24 protein-coding genes and 1 rRNA gene are annotated in these 23,890 nt (G+C 41.5%); 9 read left to right on the forward strand and 16 right to left on the reverse strand.

Features of this window, described 5'->3' with window-relative positions:
- Positions 1 to 13: 13 nt before the first annotated feature.
- The 5 genes from FUA25_RS13020 to FUA25_RS13040 all read right to left on the reverse strand — a co-directional run bounded on the left by FUA25_RS13020 (position 14) and on the right by FUA25_RS13040 (position 4,411).
- Complete coding sequence (locus FUA25_RS13020) at positions 14 to 1,846, reverse strand: monovalent cation:proton antiporter-2 (CPA2) family protein (RefSeq protein ID WP_147757346.1); 1,833 nt, start codon at positions 1,844 to 1,846, stop codon at positions 14 to 16.
- Between the two features lie 2 nt (positions 1,847 to 1,848).
- Positions 1,849 to 2,370, reverse strand: coding sequence for an NAD(P)H-dependent oxidoreductase (locus tag FUA25_RS13025; protein ID WP_147757347.1), 522 nt, complete (start codon positions 2,368 to 2,370; stop codon positions 1,849 to 1,851).
- Between the two features lie 211 nt (positions 2,371 to 2,581).
- Positions 2,582 to 3,394, reverse strand: a complete 813-nt coding sequence (locus FUA25_RS13030) for a TPM domain-containing protein (protein WP_147757348.1) — start codon at positions 3,392 to 3,394, stop codon at positions 2,582 to 2,584.
- Positions 3,375 to 3,803, reverse strand: a complete 429-nt coding sequence (locus tag FUA25_RS13035; protein WP_147757349.1) for a TPM domain-containing protein — start codon at positions 3,801 to 3,803, stop codon at positions 3,375 to 3,377. The genes FUA25_RS13030 and FUA25_RS13035 overlap by 20 nt, the downstream gene beginning before the upstream one ends.
- Entirely contained in the window at positions 3,803 to 4,411 is a 609-nt protein-coding gene (locus tag FUA25_RS13040) for a LemA family protein (protein WP_147757350.1), read from the reverse strand. Before FUA25_RS13040 ends, FUA25_RS13035 begins: the two co-directional genes overlap by 1 nt.
- Positions 4,412 to 4,488: 77 nt before the next feature.
- On the opposite strand from FUA25_RS13040, the gene FUA25_RS13045 reads away from it, so the two are divergent.
- A complete protein-coding gene (locus FUA25_RS13045) occupies positions 4,489 to 4,983 on the forward strand; it encodes a dihydrofolate reductase (protein WP_147757351.1) in 495 nt (164 codons plus the stop codon).
- Between the two features lie 76 nt (positions 4,984 to 5,059).
- Entirely contained in the window at positions 5,060 to 5,626 is a 567-nt protein-coding gene (locus tag FUA25_RS13050; RefSeq protein WP_147757352.1) for a DUF2892 domain-containing protein, read from the forward strand.
- A 175-nt stretch (positions 5,627 to 5,801) separates the two neighbouring features.
- Here FUA25_RS13050 and FUA25_RS13055 read toward each other — a convergent pair whose 3' ends face one another.
- The 3 genes from FUA25_RS13055 to FUA25_RS13065 are packed head-to-tail and all read right to left on the reverse strand — an operon-like array spanning position 5,802 to position 7,913.
- The gene (locus FUA25_RS13055; protein ID WP_147757353.1) at positions 5,802 to 6,440 is read right to left on the reverse strand and encodes a trimeric intracellular cation channel family protein; all 639 of its coding nucleotides are present in this window, start codon (positions 6,438 to 6,440) and stop codon (positions 5,802 to 5,804) included.
- Between the two features lie 4 nt (positions 6,441 to 6,444).
- Positions 6,445 to 6,918 carry a pantetheine-phosphate adenylyltransferase gene (gene coaD / locus FUA25_RS13060; protein WP_147757354.1) on the reverse strand — a complete coding sequence of 158 codons (474 nt, stop codon included), beginning with the start codon at positions 6,916 to 6,918 and terminating at the stop codon, positions 6,445 to 6,447.
- On the reverse strand, positions 6,918 to 7,913 hold the full coding sequence (locus FUA25_RS13065; protein ID WP_147757355.1) for a D-alanine--D-alanine ligase: 996 nt from the start codon (positions 7,911 to 7,913) through the stop codon (positions 6,918 to 6,920). Before FUA25_RS13065 ends, coaD begins: the two co-directional genes overlap by 1 nt.
- Before the next feature lie 157 nt (positions 7,914 to 8,070).
- On the opposite strand from FUA25_RS13065, the gene FUA25_RS13070 reads away from it, so the two are divergent.
- The 5 genes from FUA25_RS13070 (at position 8,071) to murI (ending at position 13,307) form a co-directional block, all read left to right on the forward strand.
- Positions 8,071 to 9,105 carry a PASTA domain-containing protein gene (locus FUA25_RS13070; protein ID WP_147757356.1) on the forward strand — a complete coding sequence of 345 codons (1,035 nt, stop codon included), beginning with the start codon at positions 8,071 to 8,073 and terminating at the stop codon, positions 9,103 to 9,105.
- A 41-nt stretch (positions 9,106 to 9,146) separates the two neighbouring features.
- Complete coding sequence (locus FUA25_RS13075) at positions 9,147 to 10,205, forward strand: RluA family pseudouridine synthase (RefSeq protein ID WP_147757357.1); 1,059 nt, start codon at positions 9,147 to 9,149, stop codon at positions 10,203 to 10,205.
- Between the two features lie 51 nt (positions 10,206 to 10,256).
- Positions 10,257 to 11,207: a PorP/SprF family type IX secretion system membrane protein gene (locus tag FUA25_RS13080; protein WP_147757358.1), complete on the forward strand. Its 951-nt coding sequence runs from the start codon at positions 10,257 to 10,259 to the stop codon at positions 11,205 to 11,207.
- 51 nt (positions 11,208 to 11,258) lie between these two features.
- Entirely contained in the window at positions 11,259 to 12,383 is a 1,125-nt protein-coding gene (gene hemW / locus FUA25_RS13085) for a radical SAM family heme chaperone HemW (protein ID WP_147757359.1), read from the forward strand.
- A gap of 93 nt (positions 12,384 to 12,476) precedes the next feature.
- Entirely contained in the window at positions 12,477 to 13,307 is an 831-nt protein-coding gene (gene murI / locus FUA25_RS13090; protein WP_147757360.1) for a glutamate racemase, read from the forward strand.
- A gap of 32 nt (positions 13,308 to 13,339) precedes the next feature.
- Here murI and rsmD read toward each other — a convergent pair whose 3' ends face one another.
- The 5 genes from rsmD to hutH form a co-directional block, all read right to left on the reverse strand.
- Positions 13,340 to 13,978, reverse strand: a complete 639-nt coding sequence (gene rsmD / locus FUA25_RS13095) for a 16S rRNA (guanine(966)-N(2))-methyltransferase RsmD (protein ID WP_147757361.1) — start codon at positions 13,976 to 13,978, stop codon at positions 13,340 to 13,342.
- A gap of 94 nt (positions 13,979 to 14,072) precedes the next feature.
- On the reverse strand, positions 14,073 to 14,789 hold the full coding sequence (locus FUA25_RS13100) for a DUF3822 family protein (RefSeq protein WP_147757362.1): 717 nt from the start codon (positions 14,787 to 14,789) through the stop codon (positions 14,073 to 14,075).
- Between the two features lie 97 nt (positions 14,790 to 14,886).
- Positions 14,887 to 15,381, reverse strand: coding sequence for a Smr/MutS family protein (locus FUA25_RS13105; RefSeq protein WP_147757363.1), 495 nt, complete (start codon positions 15,379 to 15,381; stop codon positions 14,887 to 14,889).
- A gap of 17 nt (positions 15,382 to 15,398) precedes the next feature.
- Entirely contained in the window at positions 15,399 to 15,893 is a 495-nt protein-coding gene (locus tag FUA25_RS13110) for a metallophosphoesterase family protein (protein WP_147757364.1), read from the reverse strand.
- On the reverse strand, positions 15,893 to 17,380 hold the full coding sequence (gene hutH, locus FUA25_RS13115; RefSeq protein WP_147757365.1) for a histidine ammonia-lyase: 1,488 nt from the start codon (positions 17,378 to 17,380) through the stop codon (positions 15,893 to 15,895). The genes FUA25_RS13110 and hutH overlap by 1 nt, the downstream gene beginning before the upstream one ends.
- A 163-nt stretch (positions 17,381 to 17,543) precedes the next feature.
- Between hutH and uvrC the strand changes: the two genes are divergently transcribed.
- Entirely contained in the window at positions 17,544 to 19,334 is a 1,791-nt protein-coding gene (gene uvrC / locus FUA25_RS13120) for an excinuclease ABC subunit UvrC (RefSeq protein WP_147757366.1), read from the forward strand.
- 8 nt (positions 19,335 to 19,342) lie between these two features.
- Here the strand turns inward: uvrC and FUA25_RS13125 are convergent, their stop codons facing one another.
- Together FUA25_RS13125 and FUA25_RS13130 are read right to left on the reverse strand one after the other, a co-directional pair.
- Positions 19,343 to 20,428 carry a PorV/PorQ family protein gene (locus FUA25_RS13125; RefSeq protein ID WP_147757367.1) on the reverse strand — a complete coding sequence of 362 codons (1,086 nt, stop codon included), beginning with the start codon at positions 20,426 to 20,428 and terminating at the stop codon, positions 19,343 to 19,345.
- A 14-nt stretch (positions 20,429 to 20,442) separates the two neighbouring features.
- Positions 20,443 to 21,318 carry a DMT family transporter gene (locus tag FUA25_RS13130; RefSeq protein WP_147757368.1) on the reverse strand — a complete coding sequence of 292 codons (876 nt, stop codon included), beginning with the start codon at positions 21,316 to 21,318 and terminating at the stop codon, positions 20,443 to 20,445.
- A 338-nt stretch (positions 21,319 to 21,656) separates the two neighbouring features.
- Here FUA25_RS13130 and FUA25_RS13135 point away from each other — a divergent pair, with 338 nt between their 5' ends.
- Positions 21,657 to 23,285, forward strand: coding sequence for an acyl-CoA carboxylase subunit beta (locus FUA25_RS13135; RefSeq protein ID WP_147757369.1), 1,629 nt, complete (start codon positions 21,657 to 21,659; stop codon positions 23,283 to 23,285).
- Positions 23,286 to 23,807: 522 nt separating this feature from the next.
- On the opposite strand, the gene rrf is transcribed toward FUA25_RS13135, so the two are convergent.
- Positions 23,808 to 23,890 (reverse strand): 5S ribosomal RNA (gene rrf / locus FUA25_RS13140); the annotation flags it as partial.

Consider the following 23,890-nt stretch of genomic DNA (forward strand, 5'->3'; position numbering starts at 1 on the left):
TTGTGATCAAAATTTAATCCTCAATATCTGCCCACCGGTTTTCATCAAAGGAAATATTGTCATCCGCCAGAAGCTGCGCTTCCAGTTCCAGAGACTGTTTCATCGTAAACGTTACGTGCTCCTTATTCTGTTCCTTGGCAAGTCTGCGGGTGGAAGCCTTATCGATAATCAGAAAGCGGTTGCCCATTCGGCGCGCTGCATAACGTCGCATTCCTGTAGCCTGAAGAACATCAACCGCCATGTCTACCGCGGTACCTAATGTTTCGCGGTAGATATTTTCAACACCGTTATTCAGAAAATCATAGGCATCCAAACGGTTTTTAGCGCGTACAAAAATCTTCAGCTGAGGGAAATTTTTACGGGCATACTCAATCACGAATTTATTTTTTTCCGGATCATCCAGACAAATCACGAGCAAGTCAGCCGTTGCAGCGCCTGCAGAACGCAGTATTCCGGGTTTTGTGGCATCTCCGAAATACACTTTAAAGCCATTCTCCCGTAAAAGACTTACCCGATCCGGGTCATGGTCAAGAACAGTTGCTTCAATTCGGTTTGCCCGCAGCAGCCTTCCGACAGTACTTCCAAAATGGCCAAAGCCGACAATAATTACCTTCTGTTCTTTTACAGGATCAATTTCATCGGTTTCATCCGAAGTGGAATTGTTCTGAAATCTGGGCTCCAGAAATTTCTCATACACCAGAAAAAGGAGCGGCGTAATACACATGGTAATAGCGGTAATGGCCAGAAGTTGTGCATTTAGCTGTGGACTTATCAGATAGATATTGGTGGAGAAACTGATTAAAACAAAAGCAAATTCCCCAATCTGCGAAAGTGCAAACGCAAGGATGAACCGCTGGTCGATTTTCATTTTATAAAACTTACCGATCGCAAAAAGGACCGCGAATTTCACAAATAAAACGAGAAATGCCGTAGTAAATATGAAGATGGGATCTTCTTGAATCACATAAAAATTAATGGTGGAACCTACGCTTACAAAAAATACCGCCAAAAGCAAACCTTTGAATGGTTCAATCTGACTTTCAAGCTCGTGGCGGAATTCGCTGTTGGCCAGCATTACACCGGCAAGAAAAGCGCCTAAAGCCGCACTTAAACCTGCTGCAACCATGAGTTCAGAAACTCCGATGACCAAAAACAAAGAGGAAGCAGTAAGCAGTTCATTCATGCCGGTTCGGGAAACAAAACGCAGGAACGGAACAAAAATATATTTTCCTAGAAATATCAGCAAAGCAACACCGAAAATAATGGAAAAAGGCTGCAGCCAGTCCGGAAGATACTGCAGAAGAATCTGGGCTTCATCACTCCCTTTTTGATTCGCCAGAAGCGGCAGCAAAGCCAGAATCGGGATGACCGCCATATCCTGAAAAAGCAGGATCGAAAAAGACGACTGACCCGCGTCTGTCCGATAAATGTCTTTTTCCTTTAACGTCTGCAAAACAATAGCCGTAGAAGACATGGCGAAACAGAGCGCAGCCACCAAAGCCTGATCCGGTCTCCATTTGGCCACATAAAAAATTCCGAAAAGAATTACGATCGTGAGCAGCATCTGGCTCAACCCTAATCCGAGGATTTTTTTCCGGATCGCCCAGAATTTTTTCGGCTCCAGCTCCAAACCCACCAGAAAAAGCAGCATCACCACTCCAAATTCGGTTGCGTGCATTATATCTTCAGAATCCCTGCCGGTGAGTTTTAGGACGAATGGACCCACGATAATACCACCCAAAATATAACCGATTACGGAACTCAGCCCCAATTTCCTTACCAGAGGAACCATAATAATGGCTGCTCCAAGAAAGATCAAGGCGTTCATTGCGACAGATGTTTCCATTTTTAGTTATTTAAGAGTTCCAGAAATTTCTGTTTTTGGTGGATCATATCTTTTTTTGTGAGCGTGTCGGCTTCAAACACCTTCATGACCTCATGAACGTTCATTCCGGTTATTTTTAAACTTAAAAGAAAGCCGGTGAGCATTTCTTCAATTGTTTTACCGTAAGTACCCTCCTTCGTGAAGGATTCTTCTTTTCCTCCGGCGGTAATCAGGATAAATGCTTCCATTTTTTTCATCGGGTTTTTTTCTTCATCAGTCAGCCATTTAATATCGAAAACCTCATCAATCCATAGCTTCAGCAATGGTGGTACGCCAAACCAAATGAGGGGAAAATGAAAAATGATCCTTTCGTATTCTGTCAGTCTCTTGCGTTCGCGGAATGCTGCGATATGGAAATCCGGATAATCTTCATACAAATCCCTGAACGTAAAATGCTGCTTTTTCTCATAAAATTTAATGAGTTCCACATTCGACGATGAATATTCGAGATAGGGATGGGCAAAAATAACAAGCGTGTTTTTCAAGAATTTCGGGATTTGAGTAAAAATAACAAAAAATATTTTAGGAGCAAAGGGTTTTTGGCTTCCTTTCACCGTCAGTCCGGCTCTTCATTACAATCTTTTTTTTCAAAAAAGGATTTCCATTGCGATCCGGGCTATAAGTGGGTGGGGGTTTTAAAAAAAATCAGCCAAAAATGACTGATTTTAATTTATTTGAAAAATGTTTACTTTTCCTTTACCATCCGCCGGAAGCACCGCCGCCACCGAAACTTCCGCCGCCACCGAAACCACCAAAGCCACCGCCTCCTCCTCCGGATCCGCCGCCGAAACCGCCACCGAAACCGCCTCCAAAACTGCCCGGGAAAGGGAAAAATCCTCCCGGAAAAGTTTGTCTTCCACGTCGTGACAGGATCACATCGTCATCATCACCATTTCCGCCGCCGCCTTTATTTTTGAAAAGAAAACTCAAAATAATCATTACTACAAAAGCGATCAGTACAAGCTGGAAAATGCTTAAGCCGCCTTCATCAGAAGTTTCTTTGGCAATAGGTTTGAATTTTCCCTGAACCACTTCCATCAATGCAGTAGTTCCGCGGTTTATTCCTTCGTAATAAAGTCCCTGCTTGAAATTCGGGGTCACAATATAATCCAGAATCTGTCCGGCTACTGAAGCGGTAAGATAGCGTTCAACGCCCCGTCCCTGCTGTATAGCGAACTTCCGGTCTTCAACAGCGATCAGAAAAACAATTCCGTCATCCTGTTCCTTCTCTCCGATTCCCCATTTTTCGCCGTACATCGTAGCCAGATAATTTACATCTTCACCACCTGCATTAGGAAGAATAATGACTTCGATTTCGGCAGATGTCGAATCGGCAAATTTAATGAGTTTCTGATTCAGCAGCTCTTCTTCGTCTGCAGTCAAAAGATCGGCCTGATCATAAACCGGATACAGTACTGCCGGTTTTTTAGGGATATTCTGGGCGTAAACGCAAAGGTTCAGGCCAAGGATGAAAACCGTAAAAATATATTTAAGAGAAGGTAATCTCATTCGACAGTTCATTGGGATTTTCTCCCGATACCGGGAAATGTTTTTTGAGTTCGAAACCGGTTTCCAGAACGGCATTCCGCAGCCCTTCAAAATAGTTTTCTTTCGAAAATTCCGTCGTAATGCGGTCGTGCATCCGGTCCCAGAAACTCTGGTGCACTTTTGCGTGAATGCCTTCATCACCAATAATCGTCAGATAATGCTGGTCAAAATTCACATGAAAAAGCACGGCATTTTTCTCAGCCGTTTTATTCCTGCAAAGTCTTTTGAACACTTCAAAGGCAATCTCTGCGTTGTTTCCGTCGGTAGAGGAATCCAGATGAACCCTGATCTCTCCTGTGGAATGGTCTTCGGCCGACTGAATGGCTTCCACAAGGGAAGCCATTTGAATATTGGTAAGGTAATTACTCATTAATTCGTAAATACTTCAGGTGCTTTTTCAGCCCCTGCTGCTGCTTTGAAATAAGGTTTCTCTTTAAAGTTCGTAAAATTCGCCAGAATATTGTTCGGGAAAGTTTTGATCGATGTATTGTAATCCTGTGCGGCTTCATTATAATAAACCGTTTCGCTGCGGATGCTGTTTTCAATCGCCGTGTATTCTCTCTGGAAGTTGATGTACTGCTGATCTGCTTTGAGATTCGGATAACTTTCCACAACAGCCATCAATCGGCTTAATGCACCTGTTAACTGACCCTGTGCAGCCTGGAATTTTGCCATATCCGCTTCCGTCATGTTTGTAGGATCTACATTTATAGAGGTGGCTTTTGAACGTGCTTCAATAACTTTGGTTAAAGTCTCCTGCTCAAACTGGGAATATGATTTCACTGTATTTTCCAAATTAGGAATCAGATTCGCTCGTTTTTGGTAAACGGTTTCCACGTTGGACCATTTTGTATTCACGTTCTGTTCTTTTGTCGTAAAATTGTTATATCCGTTCTTGCCCCAGAAGAATATTATCGCGGCAATCACAAGGAGCGCAATACCGATGGTTCCGGCGCTCATACAACCTCTGTTTTTCATAGTTTATCTTTTTTTAATGTTTAAATTCGATATCAAATATACAAATTATGTAGTAAATTTGTGAAAACTTAAGAAAAATGACGACGATTGTAGTGGCAATGGGACAGAACAATGAAATTGGAGCTGATAATCAGTTGCTTTGGCATCTTCCGAAGGACTTGAAATATTTTAAGGAAATGACCACAGGACATCCGATTATTATGGGGAGAAAAACCTATGAAAGCATCGGAAAACCTCTGCCCAACCGCACCAATATTGTCATAAGCCGCAAGAAAGACTGGTTCGAAGAAGGCATCCTGATCGTAGGAAGTGTTAAGGAAGCCCTGAAATTTGCAAAAAAAATAGACGAAGAAGTTTTCATTATCGGTGGTGGAAAAATCTATGAACAGACAATAGATTTAGTAGACAGACTTGCAGTTACCGAAGTTGATGCGACCCTTGCAGCAGACGTGTTTTTCCCAAAAATCGATGGGAAAATCTGGCAGAAGACTGAAGAATCCTGTCACGAAAAAGACGAGAAAAACGGATATAATTTCTGTTTCCAAACGTATGAAAGAAAAGAAAAACTTTAAGGTCTTTTTAAACTTCAGGATTTCAGTTTCCGTCTTCCAACCCAAATTATTATCTTTGCACTCATAAAATTCAACAATGAACAAATACATAAAATTCGTTATTGCAGCGCTGATGATCGCCGCCGGAGTTTATCTGATGATGAACCGGAATATCGGTTGGGGAATCGTAGTGGTAATCCTTTCAGCCATTCCTGTTTTCCTTTTTTTCAAAAACGAATACATCCTTATCGCTTTCTGGTTTTTAAGAAAACAGAATATGGCAAAAGCCGCCTCCTGGCTTACCAAAATCAACAATTATCAGTCACAGTTGCATAAATCGCAGTACGGTTACTATTATTATCTTCAGGGTCTGACTTTGGCCCAGGAAAATCCGCAAAAAGTGGAACCTTTCATGAAAAAAGCCCTTGAATACGGTTTGAACATGAAACATGACCGCGCCATGGCCACCCTGAATATTGCTGCCGGTGCGATGCAGAAAGGGAGAAGACAGGAAGCAATTAAACTCCTTGAAGAAGCAAAAAGACTGGATTCCGCCGGAATGATGACGGACCAAATTAAAATGATGAAAGACCAGCTGAAAATGCCGTCGATGCAGAAACACATGCACAACCCTAATATGAGACAGCGCGGGAAATTCTCTTAGAATAAACCCTCAATTATGAATAAAAAAATCCTGAAAATTCAGGATTTTTTTTGTGAAGAGGCGCGAGCGAAGCCAGCGCCGAAAAGAAGCAAAAGAATTCGCTTCAACTGTTTTTTCTTGCCTTTTTTGGTTCTTGATTATTAATGCTTGGCTCTTTTTTCTTTGTTATTACCAATTACATCTCCGAATTCTGCTCCACTCCATAAAACTTCGGCATCTGCCAATGGTATTTTACGGCCAGAGTCCTGATCGCTACAATAAGAAGGATGGTGAATATCTGGATAAAAGTGTAAGAAAGTGATGTAAATTCCGCCAGAAACATAAAAACCATTCCGCCTACAATACACGCCGTGGCGTAAATTTCTTTCCTGAAAATCAATGGAATTCTGTTCAGCAGGATATCGCGGATGATTCCGCCGAAACAGCCGGTAATGGTCCCTAAGGTCAGGCAGATTAAGGGATGCAGATCAGCATTCAGCCCTTTCTGGATTCCTACAATCGTAAAAAGTCCCAACCCGAAACTGTCAAAAATAAAAAGAGTGACCTGAAACTTTTTTTCAATGGATTTAAAGAGCATCGAGAGTATACAAGTGGCGAAAATCACAGTACACATGATTAAGTCGTGCATCCAGAAGACGGGAACATCCAGGAGCAGATCCCTTACCGTTCCGCCGCCTACTGCAGTTACAAAAGCGATAATCAAAACCCCGAAAGGATCAAGGCGTTTCTGCATGGCCGCAAAACTTCCCGACATTGCAAAAGAGATCGTTCCCAGAATTTCGATAACGAAATTAAAATTTTCGTGAACCTCCAAGATTTTATTTGTTTTTGAACACGCGCACTGCTTCCGGAACCATCAGCTCATAATGGCCGCCAAAAGTCAGGATTTCCCTCACAATGCTGCTGCTGATAAATGAATAGCTCGCAGAAGTCAGGAGGAAAATAGTTTCAATCTTATTATCCTTCGTCAGTTCTCTGTTCGTTTGTGCGATGGCCTTCTCAAATTCAAAATCTGACGGATTTCTCAATCCCCGTAAGATAAAATTGACATTTTTACTGTGGCAGTAATCAATGGTGAGACCCTCAAAATGGTCCACTTCCACATTCGGAAAATGCGCGAAAGTCCTTTTGATGAATTCCATCCGTTCTTCCAGGGAGAACATGTATTTTTTCTGCGAATTCTGCCCGATGGCGATAATGATCTTGTCGAAAAGCGGGGTCGCTCTTTCCACGATATCGTAATGTCCAAGGGTGATGGGATCAAATGAACCCGGAAATACAGCAACTCTCATTATTTATTTTTATTTTTTGCCAAAGCCTTTTCCACTTCGTCTCCGCAAAGATTTTTAATTGAAATGCCATAGATTGCCGCCTGCTGCGGCAGGATGGAAGCCGGTGAAAAACCGGGATTGGTATTCATTTCCAACATATACGGAATGCCGTTCATGATGATAAATTCGCTTCTGGAAAAACCGCTCATTCCCAAAGATTCATACGCTTTAATGGCAATTTCCTCCACTTTTCTGCGTGTTTCATCATCAATTCTTGCGGGTGTTATTTCTTCCGAAGCACCTTCGTATTTCGCTTCATAATCGAAAAATTCTTTGTGCGGAACAATTTCGGTAATGCCCAAAACAATTGTTTCGCCCTTATAATCAAGCACTCCGACGGAAACTTCCATTCCATCCAGAAAACTTTCAATTAAAATTTCATCGTCTTCGGCAAAAGCAAAAGCTACAGCCTTCTTAAATTCCGATTTCTCTTTTACTTTGGTGATTCCAAGCGAAGAACCGCTTTGGTTTGGTTTCACGAAGAGCGGAAGTCCAAGGTCTTCGATGATCTGATGTTCGTCAAAAGATTCACCGCTTCTTAAATAAACACTTTTTGCTGACGGAATTCCGTATTTTGAAAGTACGGCAAGCGTATCTTTTTTATTGAATGTTAAAGCACTCTGGTAGAAATCACAACCGGTATATTTCTGGCCAACAGTATCCCAGTATGCCTGAAGTTCACCGTTCTCACCTGGTCTTCCGTGGATGATATTGAAACACACATCAAACTTCACCTCGTAATCGCTCTCCAGCTTTACCGAGAAGTCAGCTTTATTAATTGGGATGTTCTGTGCCCTGTCGTCTACAAAATACCATTCGTCTTTCAGAATGACCACTTTATACACATTATACAGGTCTCGGTCCAGAGAATCAAAAATGAGCTGCCCGCTTTTAAGGGAAACTTTGTATTCCTCGGAATAACCGCCCATCACAACGGCTATATTTTTCTTGCCCATGGCTTATTTTTATGAATAGAGGCAAATTTAAATGATTTTGGGTGATGATTTTTATTTTTACGATAAATTCTGCACAATTCCCTGAAATTAAGTTTCAAAAAAGACGTTTTTAAAATTATTACCTATATTTGCCCTTACATTTATAAGATTTCAGATTATGCTTAAATCGCTTTTCCACTGGAAGGTTTTGGTGAATTTTATTGTTGCTGCAGCTATTTTCGTGGGATTAGTCTGGCTCACTTTCCGTTGGCTGGAATACCATACCAATCACGGTAAAGAAATTCCTGTTCCAAACGTCATCAACAGATCAGTACATGATGCTATAAAGATTCTGGAAGATTCCGGTCTTGATTATGAGGTCGACAGTTTTAAATACGATCCAAGATACCGGCCGCTTCAGGTTTTAAAAATATACCCTTCTCCGGGTTCCCGCGTAAAAAACGGTAGAACAGTAATGTTGAGGGTGAATCCAAAAAGCTATGCTCCGGTTTCCGTGCCCGATATTATCGACCGTTACAAAGGCTTAGCCTTCAGACAGCTTGAACAGGTAGGCCTTAAAGTCGGAGACACTATTTTTGAACCAAGTATACAGAGAGATGCGGTTTTAAGGATGATGCTCAACGGATCTACCCTAAAACCCGGAACTTTACTTCCGAGATTTACCACCATTGATCTGGTAATCGGTGCAGGACCGAGAAGAAATATTGCAGTTCCCAATCTCGTTGGGTTAACTGTGCAGGAAGCCAAAGCCATTATCGCCAACAATCTTTTTGAAATCGGCTTGGTAGAGCATGAAGACGGAGGAAGCGACGATTCCGACATCGTATATTATCAGGATCCGGCATCTTTTGATCTCCGTGATCAGGGAATGCAGATCGACATTTGGGCCAGCAAAAAAACTCCTGCTGAAATGGGCAGAAAAATCTCGCAGCTCAATGCCATCTACCGGATAAAGATCGACACTACCCTTCCACCGATCAGATATGAAGAAGTTCCCGCTTACACCGAACCGGTTCCTACAGAACCGGCTGTGACTAAAAAAACGGAGACAAAACCGGCTGAAACCAAACCAAAAGCTGAGGAAAAACCAAAAAATACTGGAACTACACCCCCTAAAACTTCTACAAGTACCCCAACAAAAACGCCTGCTCCAGCAGAAAAACCAAAGGCGAAGAAATTGGTGATAGAATAACGGTACTTTCCAAAAGCCCTATTTGTTTAAAGAAAATTGAAATGCAAGACGAGAATGAAGAATTTTTAGATGAAGAAATGCTGGATGCGGAAACCGACGAGGGAGAAAGCAGCGGTTTATATGAACATCTGAATATTACAGTCGATAAAAAGCAGGAACCTCTCAGAATCGATAAATTCCTGATCACCTTTCGTCAGAATTCTTCAAGAAATAAAATTTCCCAGACCTGCAGAGCCGGAAATGTAATGGTAAACGGCAAACCGGTTAAACAGAATTACCGCGTAAAACCGGGCGATGTAATTTCGGTACTGCTGGCACACCCTCCACGTGAAAACCACATTATTCCACAGGACATTCCAATCCGGATCGTATATGAAGATGACGATGTGGTTGTTGTGGATAAAGAAGCCGGAATGGTCGTTCATCCGGGTCACGGAAACTGGGATAAGACTTTGGTCAATGCGTTGGCTTTCCATTTCGAAAAAAATAATCAAAAATCAGATCTGGACCGGGTAGGTCTGGTTCACCGAATTGATAAAGACACGTCCGGGCTTTTGGTCGTGGCGAAAAATGAATATGCCTTAAGTTATCTCGCGAAACAGTTTTTCGACAGAAAAACAAAACGCATTTACTGGGCATTCGTCTGGGGAAATGTTGCGGAAGATGAAGGAACGATCCGCGGCAATCTGGCGCGCCACCTGAAAAACCGAATGCAGATGGCCGTCTTTCAGGATGAAACAATCGGGAAGCATGCCGTAACGCATTATAAAGTCCTGGAACGTTTCAGGTACATGACCTGGGTGGAATGCAGACTCGAAACCGGGAGAACCCATCAGATCAGGGCTCACTTCAAATACATCGGACATACTTTATTCAACGATGAACGCTATGAGGGAAATATCCCGTTAAGAGGCATCAACCTGCCAAAATACAAGCAGTTTATACACAACGTTTTTGAAATATTACCCCGACATGCACTCCACGCGCATACTTTAGGCTTCATTCATCCCACGACCAAAAAAGAAATGTATTTCGAGAGTCCGATGCCTAACGATATGGAGGAAGCCATAAAAAAATGGAGAAATTATTTGCAAAACTGACATTATTTAAAGTTTTTTTTTATATTTGTTCAATTGAAATCAAGATTTGTTATGAGAAAATTATATGCTATTGTATGTATGACTTTGTTATCCACTGCATACCACGCGCAGGAGACCTTACCATACTACCAGCAATATCTTATGGATGGTGAATTTTTATTCAATCCAGCCCATTATGGGGAAACTGATAATTTTCATGTGAACCTGAATTATCAGAAACAATTTTCTAAATTTAGCGAATCTCCAAATGTGCAGTCTATTGGTATTCATGCCAATGTTTTTGACCGTGTCGGTGCAGGTTTACAGTTTTTCCGGGATTCCAACGGTCCGATTTCAGCAAACGGTGTTACTGCCGGTGCTTCTTACTTCATTCCGTTAAGCGATGAAGGAGAAAGACAGGATCAGTTTTCATTCGGTACAAGTGTTACTGCCTACAGCATGAATTTCGACTATTCAGCGATCAATACAGAAAACGGTTCAGACCCGCTTCTTCAGGGCGAACAGAGCGATATTTTTATGGTGTATGCCAATTTTGGAGTTGCTGCTAAATACCGCAACGTTTTTGGTGGGGCTTCCGTAAATGACATTGCACTGAACAACGATCAGTCTATTGTGAATGCAGTTGAGCCTTCTCCGATTAAAATCTTTTTAAATCTTGGCTACGACTGGCATTTTGCTGAAAACATGTATGTTACTCCATCCGTTTTGGTGAATTTAAATACCAATTCTTCGATAATGATCGACGGAAACTTAATGGCAACCGTTCATAACGAGTTCAATTCGTTTTCAGCCGGAGCAAGTTACCGGTATATTCAGAACAGATTCGATAACCAGACTTTGAGTATCGCACCAGTGATCAAGGCAAAACTTGACCGTTACGTGTTCAGCGCCACTTATAACATCGGACTTTCCGACATTCAGGATTACGGCGGGAACAGTTTCATGATCGGTGTTGGACTTAATTTCGACAACTTTATCAACAGAAGAGGGTTCAGATATTAATATTCGCTTATTTTTAAATAAATTTGAGCTCCGGTTTTCGGAGCTTTTTTTATGATATATCTCCACATTCCTTTCTGCAAACAGAAATGCAGCTACTGCAACTTCCATTTCTCCACTTCTTTAAAATTTAAAGAGGAGATGATTGCTTCCATGAAAAAAGAGATTTTTCTGCGGAAAGATGAACTGGAAAACCGAAACCTGAAATCCCTCTATTTCGGTGGGGGAACTCCTTCTGTACTGGAGGTTGATGACCTGAAATCTATTATTGATGCAGTTCTGAAGTATTTTACATTCGATTCTGATATTGAAATCACTCTGGAAGCCAATCCTGACGATCTTGATAAACATTTCCTTCAACAGTTGGCCGGGACAGCAATCAACCGTCTCTCGATTGGTACCCAAAGTTTTTTTGATGAAGATCTTAAAATGATGAACCGTGCTCATAACGCCGCCGAAGCGGAAGCTTCCATTAAACGCGCACAGGATTACGGTTTTGAAAACATCAGCATCGATTTGATTTACGGTTCACCAACTTCCAGTTTCGAAATCTGGAAGGAGAACCTGAATAAAACAATCGCACTGGAAGTTCCTCACATTTCATCTTATGCGCTCACCGTTGAGCCCAAAACCGCGCTGAACCAGTGGATTATTCAGAATAAAATTCAGGCGCCGAAAGAGGAAGAGCAGAATCAGGAATTTTATTATATGACGGGTTTTTTGAAAGATCACGGTTTTGATCATTATGAAATTTCGAATTTCGGAAAACCGGGGTTTCATTCCAGACACAATTCTGCTTACTGGAAATATCAGGAATATCTCGGAATCGGTCCGTCTGCACATTCCTACAACGGCAGAAATGAAAGAAGCTGGAATATTGCGAACAATAAGCTTTACATTGATCAATTAAATCACGGCCGGATTCCAAAAGAAACTGAAATTCTCTCAGAAAAAGATCAGTTCAATGAAATGCTCATGATTGGTTTAAGGACTTTCTGGGGAGTAGATTTGGCGTCCATGAAAGAAAAATTCAGCAGCGAAATGCTGGAAAGATTTCAAAAAGACATCCAGAATAAAGTGGAAGACGGAATTCTAATCACCGAAAACAACCATCTGAAAATACCGGAAAGACATTGGTTCATGGCTGACGGAATCGCGTCGGATCTTTTTATGGTTTAAATTTTTACTTTGAAAATTTCATCTTTGTTTCCGTAAATTTAACCTCTTTTTTACCGTCAGAAATGACTATTTTTGCATCTAAACTTCTTCCCTTTGAAAAAGAAAAAACAGGATTTCAGTCATCTTTCCGCCAGCCAGCCAATCGGAATTTTTGATTCCGGAGTCGGCGGTTTAACCGTAGCGAAGGAAATCAAGCGGCTGCTTCCGCATGAAGATCTGATTTATTTCGGCGATACCAAACACCTTCCTTACGGCGACAAGTCGCGCGAAGCAATTGTTGGATACTCGACAAAAATTACGAACTTTTTACTGGAAAAAAACTGCAAAGCCATTGTTATTGCCTGCAATTCGGCGACAGCAAATGCGCTGCAGGAAGTTCTGGAAATTGTAGCGGAAAAGGTGCCGGTGATTGATGTGATCAACCCTGTTGCTGAAAAAGTTTCCTACGAAATTCACAATAATGTTGGCGTAATTGCGACGAAAGCTACCGTAAATTCAGGGCTTTATAAAAAATCGATCCGCAAACACAATAAATTCATCAAAGTGGATGAACTCGCGACGCCGCTTTTGGTTCCAGCCATTGAAGAAGGTTTCAAAAACCACCCGATTACCAACGCGATTATTTACAATTACCTGAGTAACCGCAAGCTGAAGAATATTGAAACGCTGATTTTAGGATGTACACATTACCCGCTTTTGATTGATGAGATCAAACAGTATTACGGGAACCGTGTGCGCGTCATTGATTCACCGAACATCGTCGCCAGTCAGCTGAAAATTATTCTGGAAAAACACCAGCTGCTCAACGGGAACAATCCGAAACCGAAATACCATTTCTACCTATCGGATCTTACAAAAAACTTTGAAAAAATTTCAAAGAAATTCTTCGGAAGGACGATTGATCTGGAACTGAAAACGCTGTAGAATTCCGCAATGGGAACTGCGAATTTTAAAATTTAGATTTCTGAAGGCTGATCGTGACTTTTAGCATCAGAATTTTCTGGTTCCTCCTTATCCACTTCCTCTTCAGATTTAGGTTCGTTCGCTTTAAAGAAAGAAAAACTCACGTTTCCATATTTTCTGGTGTCCAGAAGATTTGGGTGTTCGAGTTTTGTTCTGCTCTGATGTTCCAGAATAAATAGGCCATTTGGCTTTAAATACGGGTTGTTCAGAACAAGAGAAATCAGTTCTTCGTATTTATTTTGTTCTGTTTCAAATGGAGGATCCGCTACAATGATTTCGTATGATTTGCGTTTTCTGTTTTTCTTCAGATATTCAAAAACATCGCCGCGCTGTACATTGATCTGCTTATCCATTTCCAGTTCGGTAGCGGTAGAACTGATGAATCCTGCGTGTCTGGCGTTCATTTCGATTGAAGTCACGTCCTGACAGCCGCGGGAAGTAAATTCCAGAGAAATGGAACCGATTCCGGCAAACAAGTCAAGTACTGAACTGGAGGTAATGTCCATACCGAAACGGTTTTCAATAATGCTGAAAAGTGCTTCTTTTGCAAAGTCGGTGGTTGGTCTGACATCGAAATTTTTAGGGGCGGCAATTCTTTTGGATTTCCATTTTCCGCTGATGATTCTATACATAGGCTGTTTTTACCGTGAATGGTAAAGAAATTTTGTGTTAGATGATCTCAAAAGTCATGTCTCCATAGTGGGACAGTGTTATTACCTTTTGAATCTATAAAAATACGAAATTTTTATTCGGGACATTGTCAAAAACGATTTTCAGGTTTTTAACAAATTTCCGGAGTTCGGAGATGAACGTTTCGTTTTCAGTAGTCTCGCCGTAGACGAAAAACTGGGTCTCATTAATTCCGAAACCGATCTTGCTTAAAGTAAACATGATAAAATAAAGGAAATCGACCTCCGAATTTACATCGAGATTGTTGTAAAGGACCACTTTTTTATGATCCAGGGCAAAAAATTCACACTGGTTGTGGTAAAGATTGATGTGAATCTCTTTTTGATTTTTAACGTTTAGCGTATTCAGGAACTTTTCGCCGGAAAAATTGAAATTTACAGGAATATTAAGGGCTTTTATGCTTTTGTAAAAGCTTTTTGGAAAGGTATAGTAAAACTGAACCTTAAATTTTTTGTTCACGGAAAGCATGAGCTCTTCATTTTCCCTGTCGACAGGCGCATTAAAGGCGATCAGGTCAAAACCCAGGTCATGTTCCGAAAAACCTTCCGGCATTAACGTGAAATGATTCAGCGCAGAAATTACTGAAATTTCCTGAATGTTGTCTTTCGACAAAATTTCCTCCAGTTTTTCAACAATAAAATTTTCGGAAGATTCTTCATTCACAAAAAACGATTTTTCCTCCAACACCGTTTTGTTTCTGGAAATCTGGTATTGTAAACCATCTTTTGTAAAAAGAAGAGAAAGTTTGTGCATAATTTTTTGTCGTGAGCAAATTTAACCAAAATTTTTTATACAGCCGGCAATCTGCCGAAGAATACGGAATACTTACAAACCGTGTATGGGTTTGGAATCATCGTAAAATAACCATGACACTTCCCGTCTGGTGATAGAAAAAATTATGGTCTTCAAAATCAATATTGGTTTGACCCATTAGATAATCGTGTACCATTTTCTGCAAAACACCGTCACCGATACCATGAATGATTTCCAGTTTTTTGAGGTTATTCTTGCGGCAGAAGTCCATAGTTTCGATGAGTTTTTCCTTTTGTATGAAAATTCTTTCGAAAGCGTCATAATCTTCCGGATTTTTCACAAGATTCTCGAAATGCAGATCCAGAACCAAATGATTTTTGTGATGTTTTTTGGACACGGGCTTTTCGATTTCACGCTTCCGTATTGTTTTCAGATTTTCGTAAAGATCAGCGTTCTGAAGTACGAGTTTATCTTTTTTATATTGATGGGTAAAACCATGCTCATCTCTTAAAACTGCCATATCTCCCTTCACAGAAGTAATCATGCCTTTCAAATCATCATCCAGAACCGCAACTTTATCCCCGATTTTCATTTTGTAATTAATTTGCGCTATCTCGCACCAAGTTCAACAATTTCCAAATTTTCAATTTTATCGCCGTTGATTTCAAAACGCATCATGGTCCGCATTTTATGCCATCCTTCCTTTCCGCACGCGCCAGGATTCAGATGAAGAAGGTTATTTTTCTGATCAAACATGGCTTTCAGAATATGAGAATGCCCGGAAATAAAAAGATTGGGCGTTTTTTCAGCAATTTCCGTCTTTGCCAGAGGTGAATATTTGTTCGGATATCCACCGATATGGATCATCAGTACCTCCGTTTTTTCACATGTAAACCTTATAACTTCGGGAAAAGCAGCCCGGATTTTCGCGCCGTCAATATTTCCGTACACGCCGCGCACAGTTGTAATGCTTTCAAGTGCTTCCACCACTTCCCAATTTCCGAAATCGCCGCAATGCCAAATTTCATCTGCATTTTTGGCGTATTCCAGGATCCGGACATCCATATAGGAATGTGTATCAGAAAGAAGAAGGATTTTCGTCATTAATTTACTTCAAATTTTCTTTCTCTGATGAGTTCTGCGATGGCTAAGATATCTTCGCCGATGAGTCGGTCGTCTTCCAGTTTCGCCACTTTGGTTCGGATTAAACTGTAGGCATTTTCGACATATTTCGAACACTTCGCCGGTCTCCGGAATTCCAGACCCTGTGCGCCGAACATGAGTTCTACTGCCAGAATATTTTCCAGATTACCCAAAACCTGATTGAATTTCCTGCCGGAAATGCTTCCCATTGAAACATGGTCTTCCTGTCCTAAACTCGTTGGAATTGAATCTGCAGAAGCCGGAAAACAGAGCGTTTTATTTTCTGTAACCAAAGCTGCAGAAGTGTATTGAGGAATCATAAATCCGGAATTGAGTCCTGAACTTTCGGTCAGAAGTCTTGGCAGACCAAATTTCCCTTCGAGGAGAAGATAACTTCTGCGGTCTGAAATATTTCCGAGTTCTGCAGCCGCTAAAGTCGCATAATCGAGCGGCAAAGCCAGAAGTTGTCCGTGGAAATTCCCGCCGGAAATGGATTCTTCGGCACTCAGCACAATCGGATTGTCGGTTACTGAATTCAGTTCAGTCTGTGTGAGATTTTTGAGATGTTCAAAAGCATTTCTGCTCGCACCGTGTACTTGCGGTACACAGCGCATCGAGTATGGATCCTGAACCCTATCGCAGAACTCGTGGCTGTGAAGATTTTCGGAATTTTTCAAAAATTTCCGCATTCGTGACGCCACTTTTACACTTCCTTCAAACGGACGGATCTCATGAAGTTCCTTGCGGAAAGGACTTGCAGAACCGCGGTACGCTTCCAGACTCATCGCAGCCGTAAGATCGGCTAAGTCCAAAATATATCCGAATTTATTCAATCCTAAAATCGCATGTGCCATGATAAACTGAGTTCCGTTGATCAGTCCTAAACCTTCTTTCGGCCCCAGTTTCAAGGGCTGAAGGTTATTTTTCTGCAAAACTGAAGCAGCAGCTACAGTCCCGCCGTTTTCCCAGACTTTTCCCAAGCCCAGTAACGGCAAAACCAAATGTGCAAGCGGCGCCAAATCTCCTGAAGCACCTACCGAACCCTGTTCAGGGACTACAGGAATGATGTCTTTTTCAAGCATGGTGATCAATCTTTCGATCACTTCCAGCGAAACGCCGGAAAATCCTTTCGATAAAGCGTGGATTTTGGAAATCATCATCACTTTTGAAAGTTCCTTTGAAATCGGTTTTCCAACACCGACTGCGTGAGAAATAATAAGGTTATGCTGAAGCTGGGCCGTTTCTTCTTCCGAAATTTTCACATCGCAAAGCGGCCCGAAACCGGTATTGATGCCGTAAACCGTCCGGTCCGACGCCACAATCTGCTGTACATTCTGCTGGGATTTCAGGATTTTATCTCTTGAAGTTTCGTTGAGCCGTGCTTTCTTCGGATCCTCTAATATCTCCATAACACCGGAAATGGTGAAGGTATCTATGCCGTAAATCATTCTTAAAAATTTTCCTTAAAAATACAGCTTTTTGAGTGATTGCGAAAATCTGTGTCCCGGCTTTAACGAGCTCTTTTTGCAAGAAAGAATGACGTGCAAAAAAGCGGTAGTGGAAGACGGAAAAAGACGCCCAGATAAAAAATCAATTCCCTATTTTTGTTTCATGAATTCTGACCTTGAACTGCAGCTGAAAACTTTGCCATCCGAACCAGGGGTTTACCGGTATTACGACAAGAACGGACAACTTCTGTATGTGGGTAAAGCCAAACATCTAAAGAAAAGGGTGCTCTCTTACTTCAATAAAAATCTTTCAGGCTACAGGACCCGAATCATGGTCGGAAAAATTTTTCGTCTGGAAACCACGATCGTCAACAGCGAGTATGATGCACTGCTGCTTGAAAACAATTTGATCAAGGAACATCAGCCTTTTTACAACGTCATGCTGAAGGATGATAAAACCTATCCGTGGATCTGTATCAAAAACGAACATTTTCCGAGAGTTTTTATGACCCGGACGATGATTAAAGACGGTTCCGAATATTACGGTCCTTACGCAAAAGTGCGTCCCGCAAAGGTTTTGCTCGACACGATTAAACATATTTACAAAATCAGGACCTGCAATCTGAATCTGGCGCCCAAAAAAATTGCTGAAGGAAAATACAAAGTCTGTCTCGAATATCATATTAAAAACTGTGCTGGTCCATGCGAAATGCTGGAATCGAAAGAAGATTATGATCAGAAAATTGATGCAATCCGCGGCGTTATTAAAGGCGACTTCCGGAAAGCGAAAGAATATCTGGTCCAACAGATGATGCGGTTTGCCGAAAATCTGGAATTTGAAAATGCCCACATTGTAAAGGAAAGAATAGATCTACTCGAAAACTATCAGCATAAAAACACAGTCGTTAATCCGAGCATCAATGATGTGGATGTTTTCGGCATGACTAGTGATGAAACTGCGGCGTATGTAAATTATTTTAAGATTCAGAACGGAAATATTATCCAGAGTTACACGACGGAAATCAAAAAAATGCTGGAAGAAAGTGACGAGGACATTCTGGAAGAAGCGATGATTGAAATACGCCAGAAATTCAGTTCTGATTCTCGCGAAATCCTTATTCCCTTTCACCTGACCCTCGAAATCCCGAATGTAAAGCTGATTGTTCCAAAAGTGGGCGATAAAAAAAGAATACTGGAACTCTCAGAAAAAAACGCGAAAGAATACCGCCTCGAAAAATTAAAACAGGTACAAATTGTAGATCCGGAAAGACATACAAACCGGATTATGGCGGAAATGCAGAAGCTTTTGCGGATGCCCGAAGAACCGCGTCATATTGAAGGCTTCGACAATTCCAATATCCAGGGAACAAACCCCGTTTCTGCGTGTGTGGTTTTTAAGGACGGAAAACCGAGCAAGGCAGATTACCGCATATTTCACCCCAAAACCGTTGTAGGTGCAGATGATTTTAAAACAATGGAAGAAGTAATTTACCGGCGATACCGGCGACTTGTTGACGAAAATGAGCCGCTGCCGCAACTGATTCTGATTGACGGGGGAAAAGGCCAGCTTTCATCTGCCGTAAAAAGTCTAAAACTTCTGGGACTGTACGGAAAGATCACGATTATCGGCATTGCCAAAAGACTGGAAGAGATTTATTTTCCCGAAGATCCCATTCCTTTATACATCGATAAAAAAGCGGAAACATTGAAAATTCTGCAGCGCGTGAGGGACGAATCGCACCGTTTCGGAGTGAAACATCACCGCACAAGAAGGAAAAACTCCACAATCAAATCGGAACTGGAAGAAATTCCGGGAGTTGGAGAAAAAACGATAGAACTGCTACTTTCTAGACTGAAATCCGTAAAAAGAATCAGAGAATCGAACCTTGAAACACTGGAGGAAATTCTGGGGAAAGTAAAAGCAAAAATGGTTTGGGAATATTTCAATTCCTGAACCGTTAGTTAGTCGTTTCTGAAATCTCCCATGTCGAGTTTCAGAGAAAAGAAATTGGAATAAAAATTAGATCCGCCGATTCCGGAATTCGTGATTGCATAATCCAAAGTTAAACCTCTGTATTTGATGCCAATTCCCGCACTTGGCTGGAATGAAACCTTGCGTTTTAAATCTTCAATATCGGTAATGGTCTGGAAACGGTTCACTCCGAGTCTAACAAAAATCATTTTCTGATAGGCCAACTCTGCACCTGCATAAGGCGTGATACTGGCAAAATCTGTAGAAACCAAAGCCGCAGTTTTTGCAAAATCAATATTCAGTCCGGCTTCCGGCAAAAGTTCATAATTCTGTCCGAATTCGAAATTTTTGCTTAAACCCACGTTCAGTTTCGGCATCGTAAGTTCCATTTTATCTTTCGGTGCAGGGTTAAATTCCTCACCGTTCACAACCGTAGAAAGCTCTTTTTGGTTCACCGTCCAGAAATTAACCGTTGTAGAGGCGTCTCTCAACATTCCTCCGTAATTCCAGCCACTGTCGGCATGGTAAATAGCTCCGATATCGAAACCGAAACCGTAACCGCTCGCAAATTTTCCGACATTCCGGTAAACAACTTTGGCATTCACACCCACATCCAGTTTCTGGTCTCCACCTGGATTGAAGGCATAGGAAATAAGCGCAGCATAATCGGACTGAGAGAATTTGGTGATCTTGTCATAATCGATATTCCCTTCAGTATCGATGAGCTGAGTGGTATTCAGAATATTATCCACACCAAGCCGGACGATAGAAATTCCCAAAACACCGCCTTTGCTGTCCAGCGGTTTCGCGTAAGCAATGTAATCGTATTTTGCAATCGATTCGAAATATTCTGCGTGCATCGCGGCACCCTGCCAGTCGCGTTCCACCCCCATTAATCCAGCCGGGTTCCACATCGGGGAATACACGTCATTCTGATTTGAAATCACCGCGCCACCCATTGCGAGACCCCTTGCCCCGGCTCCAATGTTCAGGAACTCATTCGAATATTTCCTGATAATCTGTGCCGAAGAAAAAACTCCGTTCAGGAGCACCATTAGAAAAAATATCTTTTTCATCAAATTGTATCGTATTAAATTTTTCTGGCTTTCCTTGATTTAATGATTCCGTTAACAACAATTGAAAGGATCATAATGAAGGACGCAATATAAAAAACGGGACTCATCTGCTCCGATTCACCAAAGATAAAAAAAGCAAGGATAATTCCGTAAACAGGCTCCAGATTTATCGTTAAAATTAGGGTGAAAGGTGAAATATATTTCATCAGGTTCACCGACTCTAGCATAGGATAAGCAGTAAATATACTTGATAATAAACATATTAACGCTAAATCCCTGTAACTTATTTCGCCAAGTTGCATAATTTGTCCGGTAAAAATGTAAAAAAGAGCAATAATAAGAAACCCTCCTAAAATTTCATAGAAAATAATGTTGCCAGAGGAGGTTTTACCGTATAGTTTTCCGTTAAAGACCGAAAAAACCGTCCCGAAAAGAGCCGCTAGTATTCCGAAGAAAATTCCCTCTTTATACCTGAATTCGATCTTAAAAATCACGGAAATGCAGATGACAATGATTATTCCGATGATTACTTCTGCAATGTCGACCTTCCTCTTGAAAACAATGGGTTCGAGAATAGATGCAAATAATGTGGAGAGCGAAAGACAGCACAAAGCGATAGACACGTTGGAAACTTTAATGGAATGGAAAAAGCAAAGCCAGTGAAAAGCCATCATTACCCCTATTCCAAAAAGTTTTAGTAAAAGGTTCCGGGAAATTCCCAGACTTTCTTTCTTAAAAAAACGCAGGAAAATAAAAAGAAAAAAAGATGCAAACAGCATTCGGTAAAAAACCAGAATTTGGGCATTGGCCAGAATCAGCTTTCCTAAAATGGCGGTAAAACCCCAAAGAAAAACGATAAAGTGTAAACGGAAAAGCGCGGATTTGTGCATAAAAAATATTCGCGCAAATTTACACAATTTCAATTTCGAAAGACCGCATTCTGTTGCATTTTAAGACAGTTCATTACCAAAAAAACCCTGAAAACGGTTAATTTTCAGGGTCTCTCAAATAATAAACTATTAAAAAATAAAACTAGGAACCGAATTTAAAAATCCTTTGATCTTAGATTCCCATATTAAACGGTAAAGGGAAAAAAATATTCTGCCGGATATTCATAAAAAATGTTAAACTTTAAAATAAATTTCTGACATTCAATTTCTTAGTCAAAACGCCATCAATAAAGGCAATTACAATAAAAAAACCTATCTTTAAACAAATTTTTTTACGCATGGATTTAGAATTCAACAAGAGGGAAGACCAAAATAAACTTAGACTTTCAGAAATCAACAGGCTGCTCACTGAAATAAAGAAAGGCGGCGGCGAAAAAGGACTTCAAAAACAGCGCGATCAGGGCAAGATGACTGCGCGCGAAAGAATTGAATATCTTCTCGATAAAAATTCCGAGTCCATTGAGATCGGCGCATTTGCCGGATTTGAGATGTACGAAGAACAGGGCGGTTGCCCGAGTGCAGGTGTGGTGGTAGTGATGGGTTATGTTTCGGGCAGGCAGTGTCTGGTCGTGGCCAATGATGCTTCTGTAAAAGCCGGAGCCTGGTTTCCGATCACTGCGAAGAAAAATCTCCGTGCACAGGAAATCTCCATGGAAAATAAACTGCCGATTATCTATCTCGTGGATTCCGCGGGGGTGTTTTTACCGATGCAGGACGAGATTTTCCCGGACAAAGAACACTTCGGAAGAATTTTCAGAAATAATGCAAAGATGAGTGCCATGGGAATCCTTCAGATCTCTGCGGTGATGGGAAGCTGCGTTGCAGGCGGTGCCTACCTTCCGATCATGAGTGATGAAGCCATGATTGTAGATAAAACCGGTTCTATTTTTTTAGCAGGAAGTTATCTTGTTAAAGCTGCCATTGGCGAAAACATCGACAATGAAACACTGGGCGGTGCTACAACGCACTGTGAAATCTCAGGAGTGACCGATTATAAGGCAAAAGACGATAAAGATGCGCTCGACCGGATTAAAAACATCATGAAATCGGTGGGCGATTACGATAAAGCCGGTTTCGACCGGATCGAAAGCGCTCCACCCAAACAGAATATTGATGATATCTTCGGCATTATGCCGGCTTCCAGAGCCGATCAGTATGATACACTGGACATTATCAAATGTTTGGTGGACAATTCCGAATACGAAGAATACAAAGGCGATTACGGCAAAACAATTATCTGTGCTACCGCCCGAATTGACGGCTGGAGCGTTGGTATTGTAGCCAACCAGCGCAAGCTCGTGAAGAGCGGTAAAGGCGAAATGCAGTTCGGCGGCGTTATTTATTCCGATTCTGCCGATAAAGCGACGCGGTTTATTGCCAACTGCAACCAGCGAAAAATTCCATTGCTCTTCCTTCAGGACGTTACCGGATTTATGGTCGGATCCAAGTCAGAGCATGGCGGCATCATTAAAGACGGTGCAAAGATGGTAAATGCTGTTGCTAATTCAGTCGTTCCGAAGTTCACCGTCATCACTGGGAATTCCTTCGGCGCCGGCAATTACGCCATGTGTGGGAAGGCATACGATCCCCGTTTGATCGTGGCCTGGCCCTGGGCGGAACTCGCTGTAATGGGCGGAAGCCAGGCTGCGAAAGTATTGGCACAGATTCAGGAATCCACCTTGAAAAAGCAGGGAAAAGTGATTACTGAAGAAGAACATCAGGAGATTCTGGATACCATTTCTAAGCGTTATACGAAACAGACCGCCTCTACCTATGCTGCATCACGCTTATGGACAGACGCGATCATCAACCCCATAGATACCAGAACCTGGATTTCAATGGGTATTGAAGCCGCAAATCATGCGCCGATAACCGAAAAATTCAATATGGGAGTCATTCAGGTATAACCACTGTTGATTCCTATCTTTATATAAAACCTTTCTTCGGAAAGGTTTTTTTGATTAAAAACCACATTGCTTATTAGTGCATCTAAAAGTATCTTTTTTTGGATGATGTAAAGTATTTCGTGAAAAGGCTAATCGCTGAGATTCACCTCTAAAGATTTCTTCATCTATATTCCGAGGCTGGCTGCTCAGCAAAGTTTAATAATGAAATTTAAAAGAGCTGATAGACTTTAGCTATTCATAGTTAAGTGTTGCCAAATTCTTAATTAAGAGTTGTGAATTGCCTTAGTTAAGTATTTCAAAGATGGTGGTTAGGCATTATTGTGAGGCAGCTATCAAAACAGAATATCTGGTGATGGAATTTCTAAAGTGTAGGTGATTGAGACATGAAAAAAAACTGGCGGCTACCGAATATCCTTTCGTCCTGAGTGACGAGACAGGACCGTCGGCATTGGATTATTACTGTTGGCCATGATTATAGCACAAAAAAAAGCCCATCAAACTAAATTGATGAGCTTTAAAAAAAACTGGCGGCGACCTACTCTCCCGCTTTCGCAGTACCATCGGCGCTAGAGGGCTTAACTTCTGTGTTCGGAATGGGAACAGGT

This window comes from Chryseobacterium sp. (genome assembly GCF_008014695.1).
Classification (GTDB): domain Bacteria; phylum Bacteroidota; class Bacteroidia; order Flavobacteriales; family Weeksellaceae; genus Kaistella.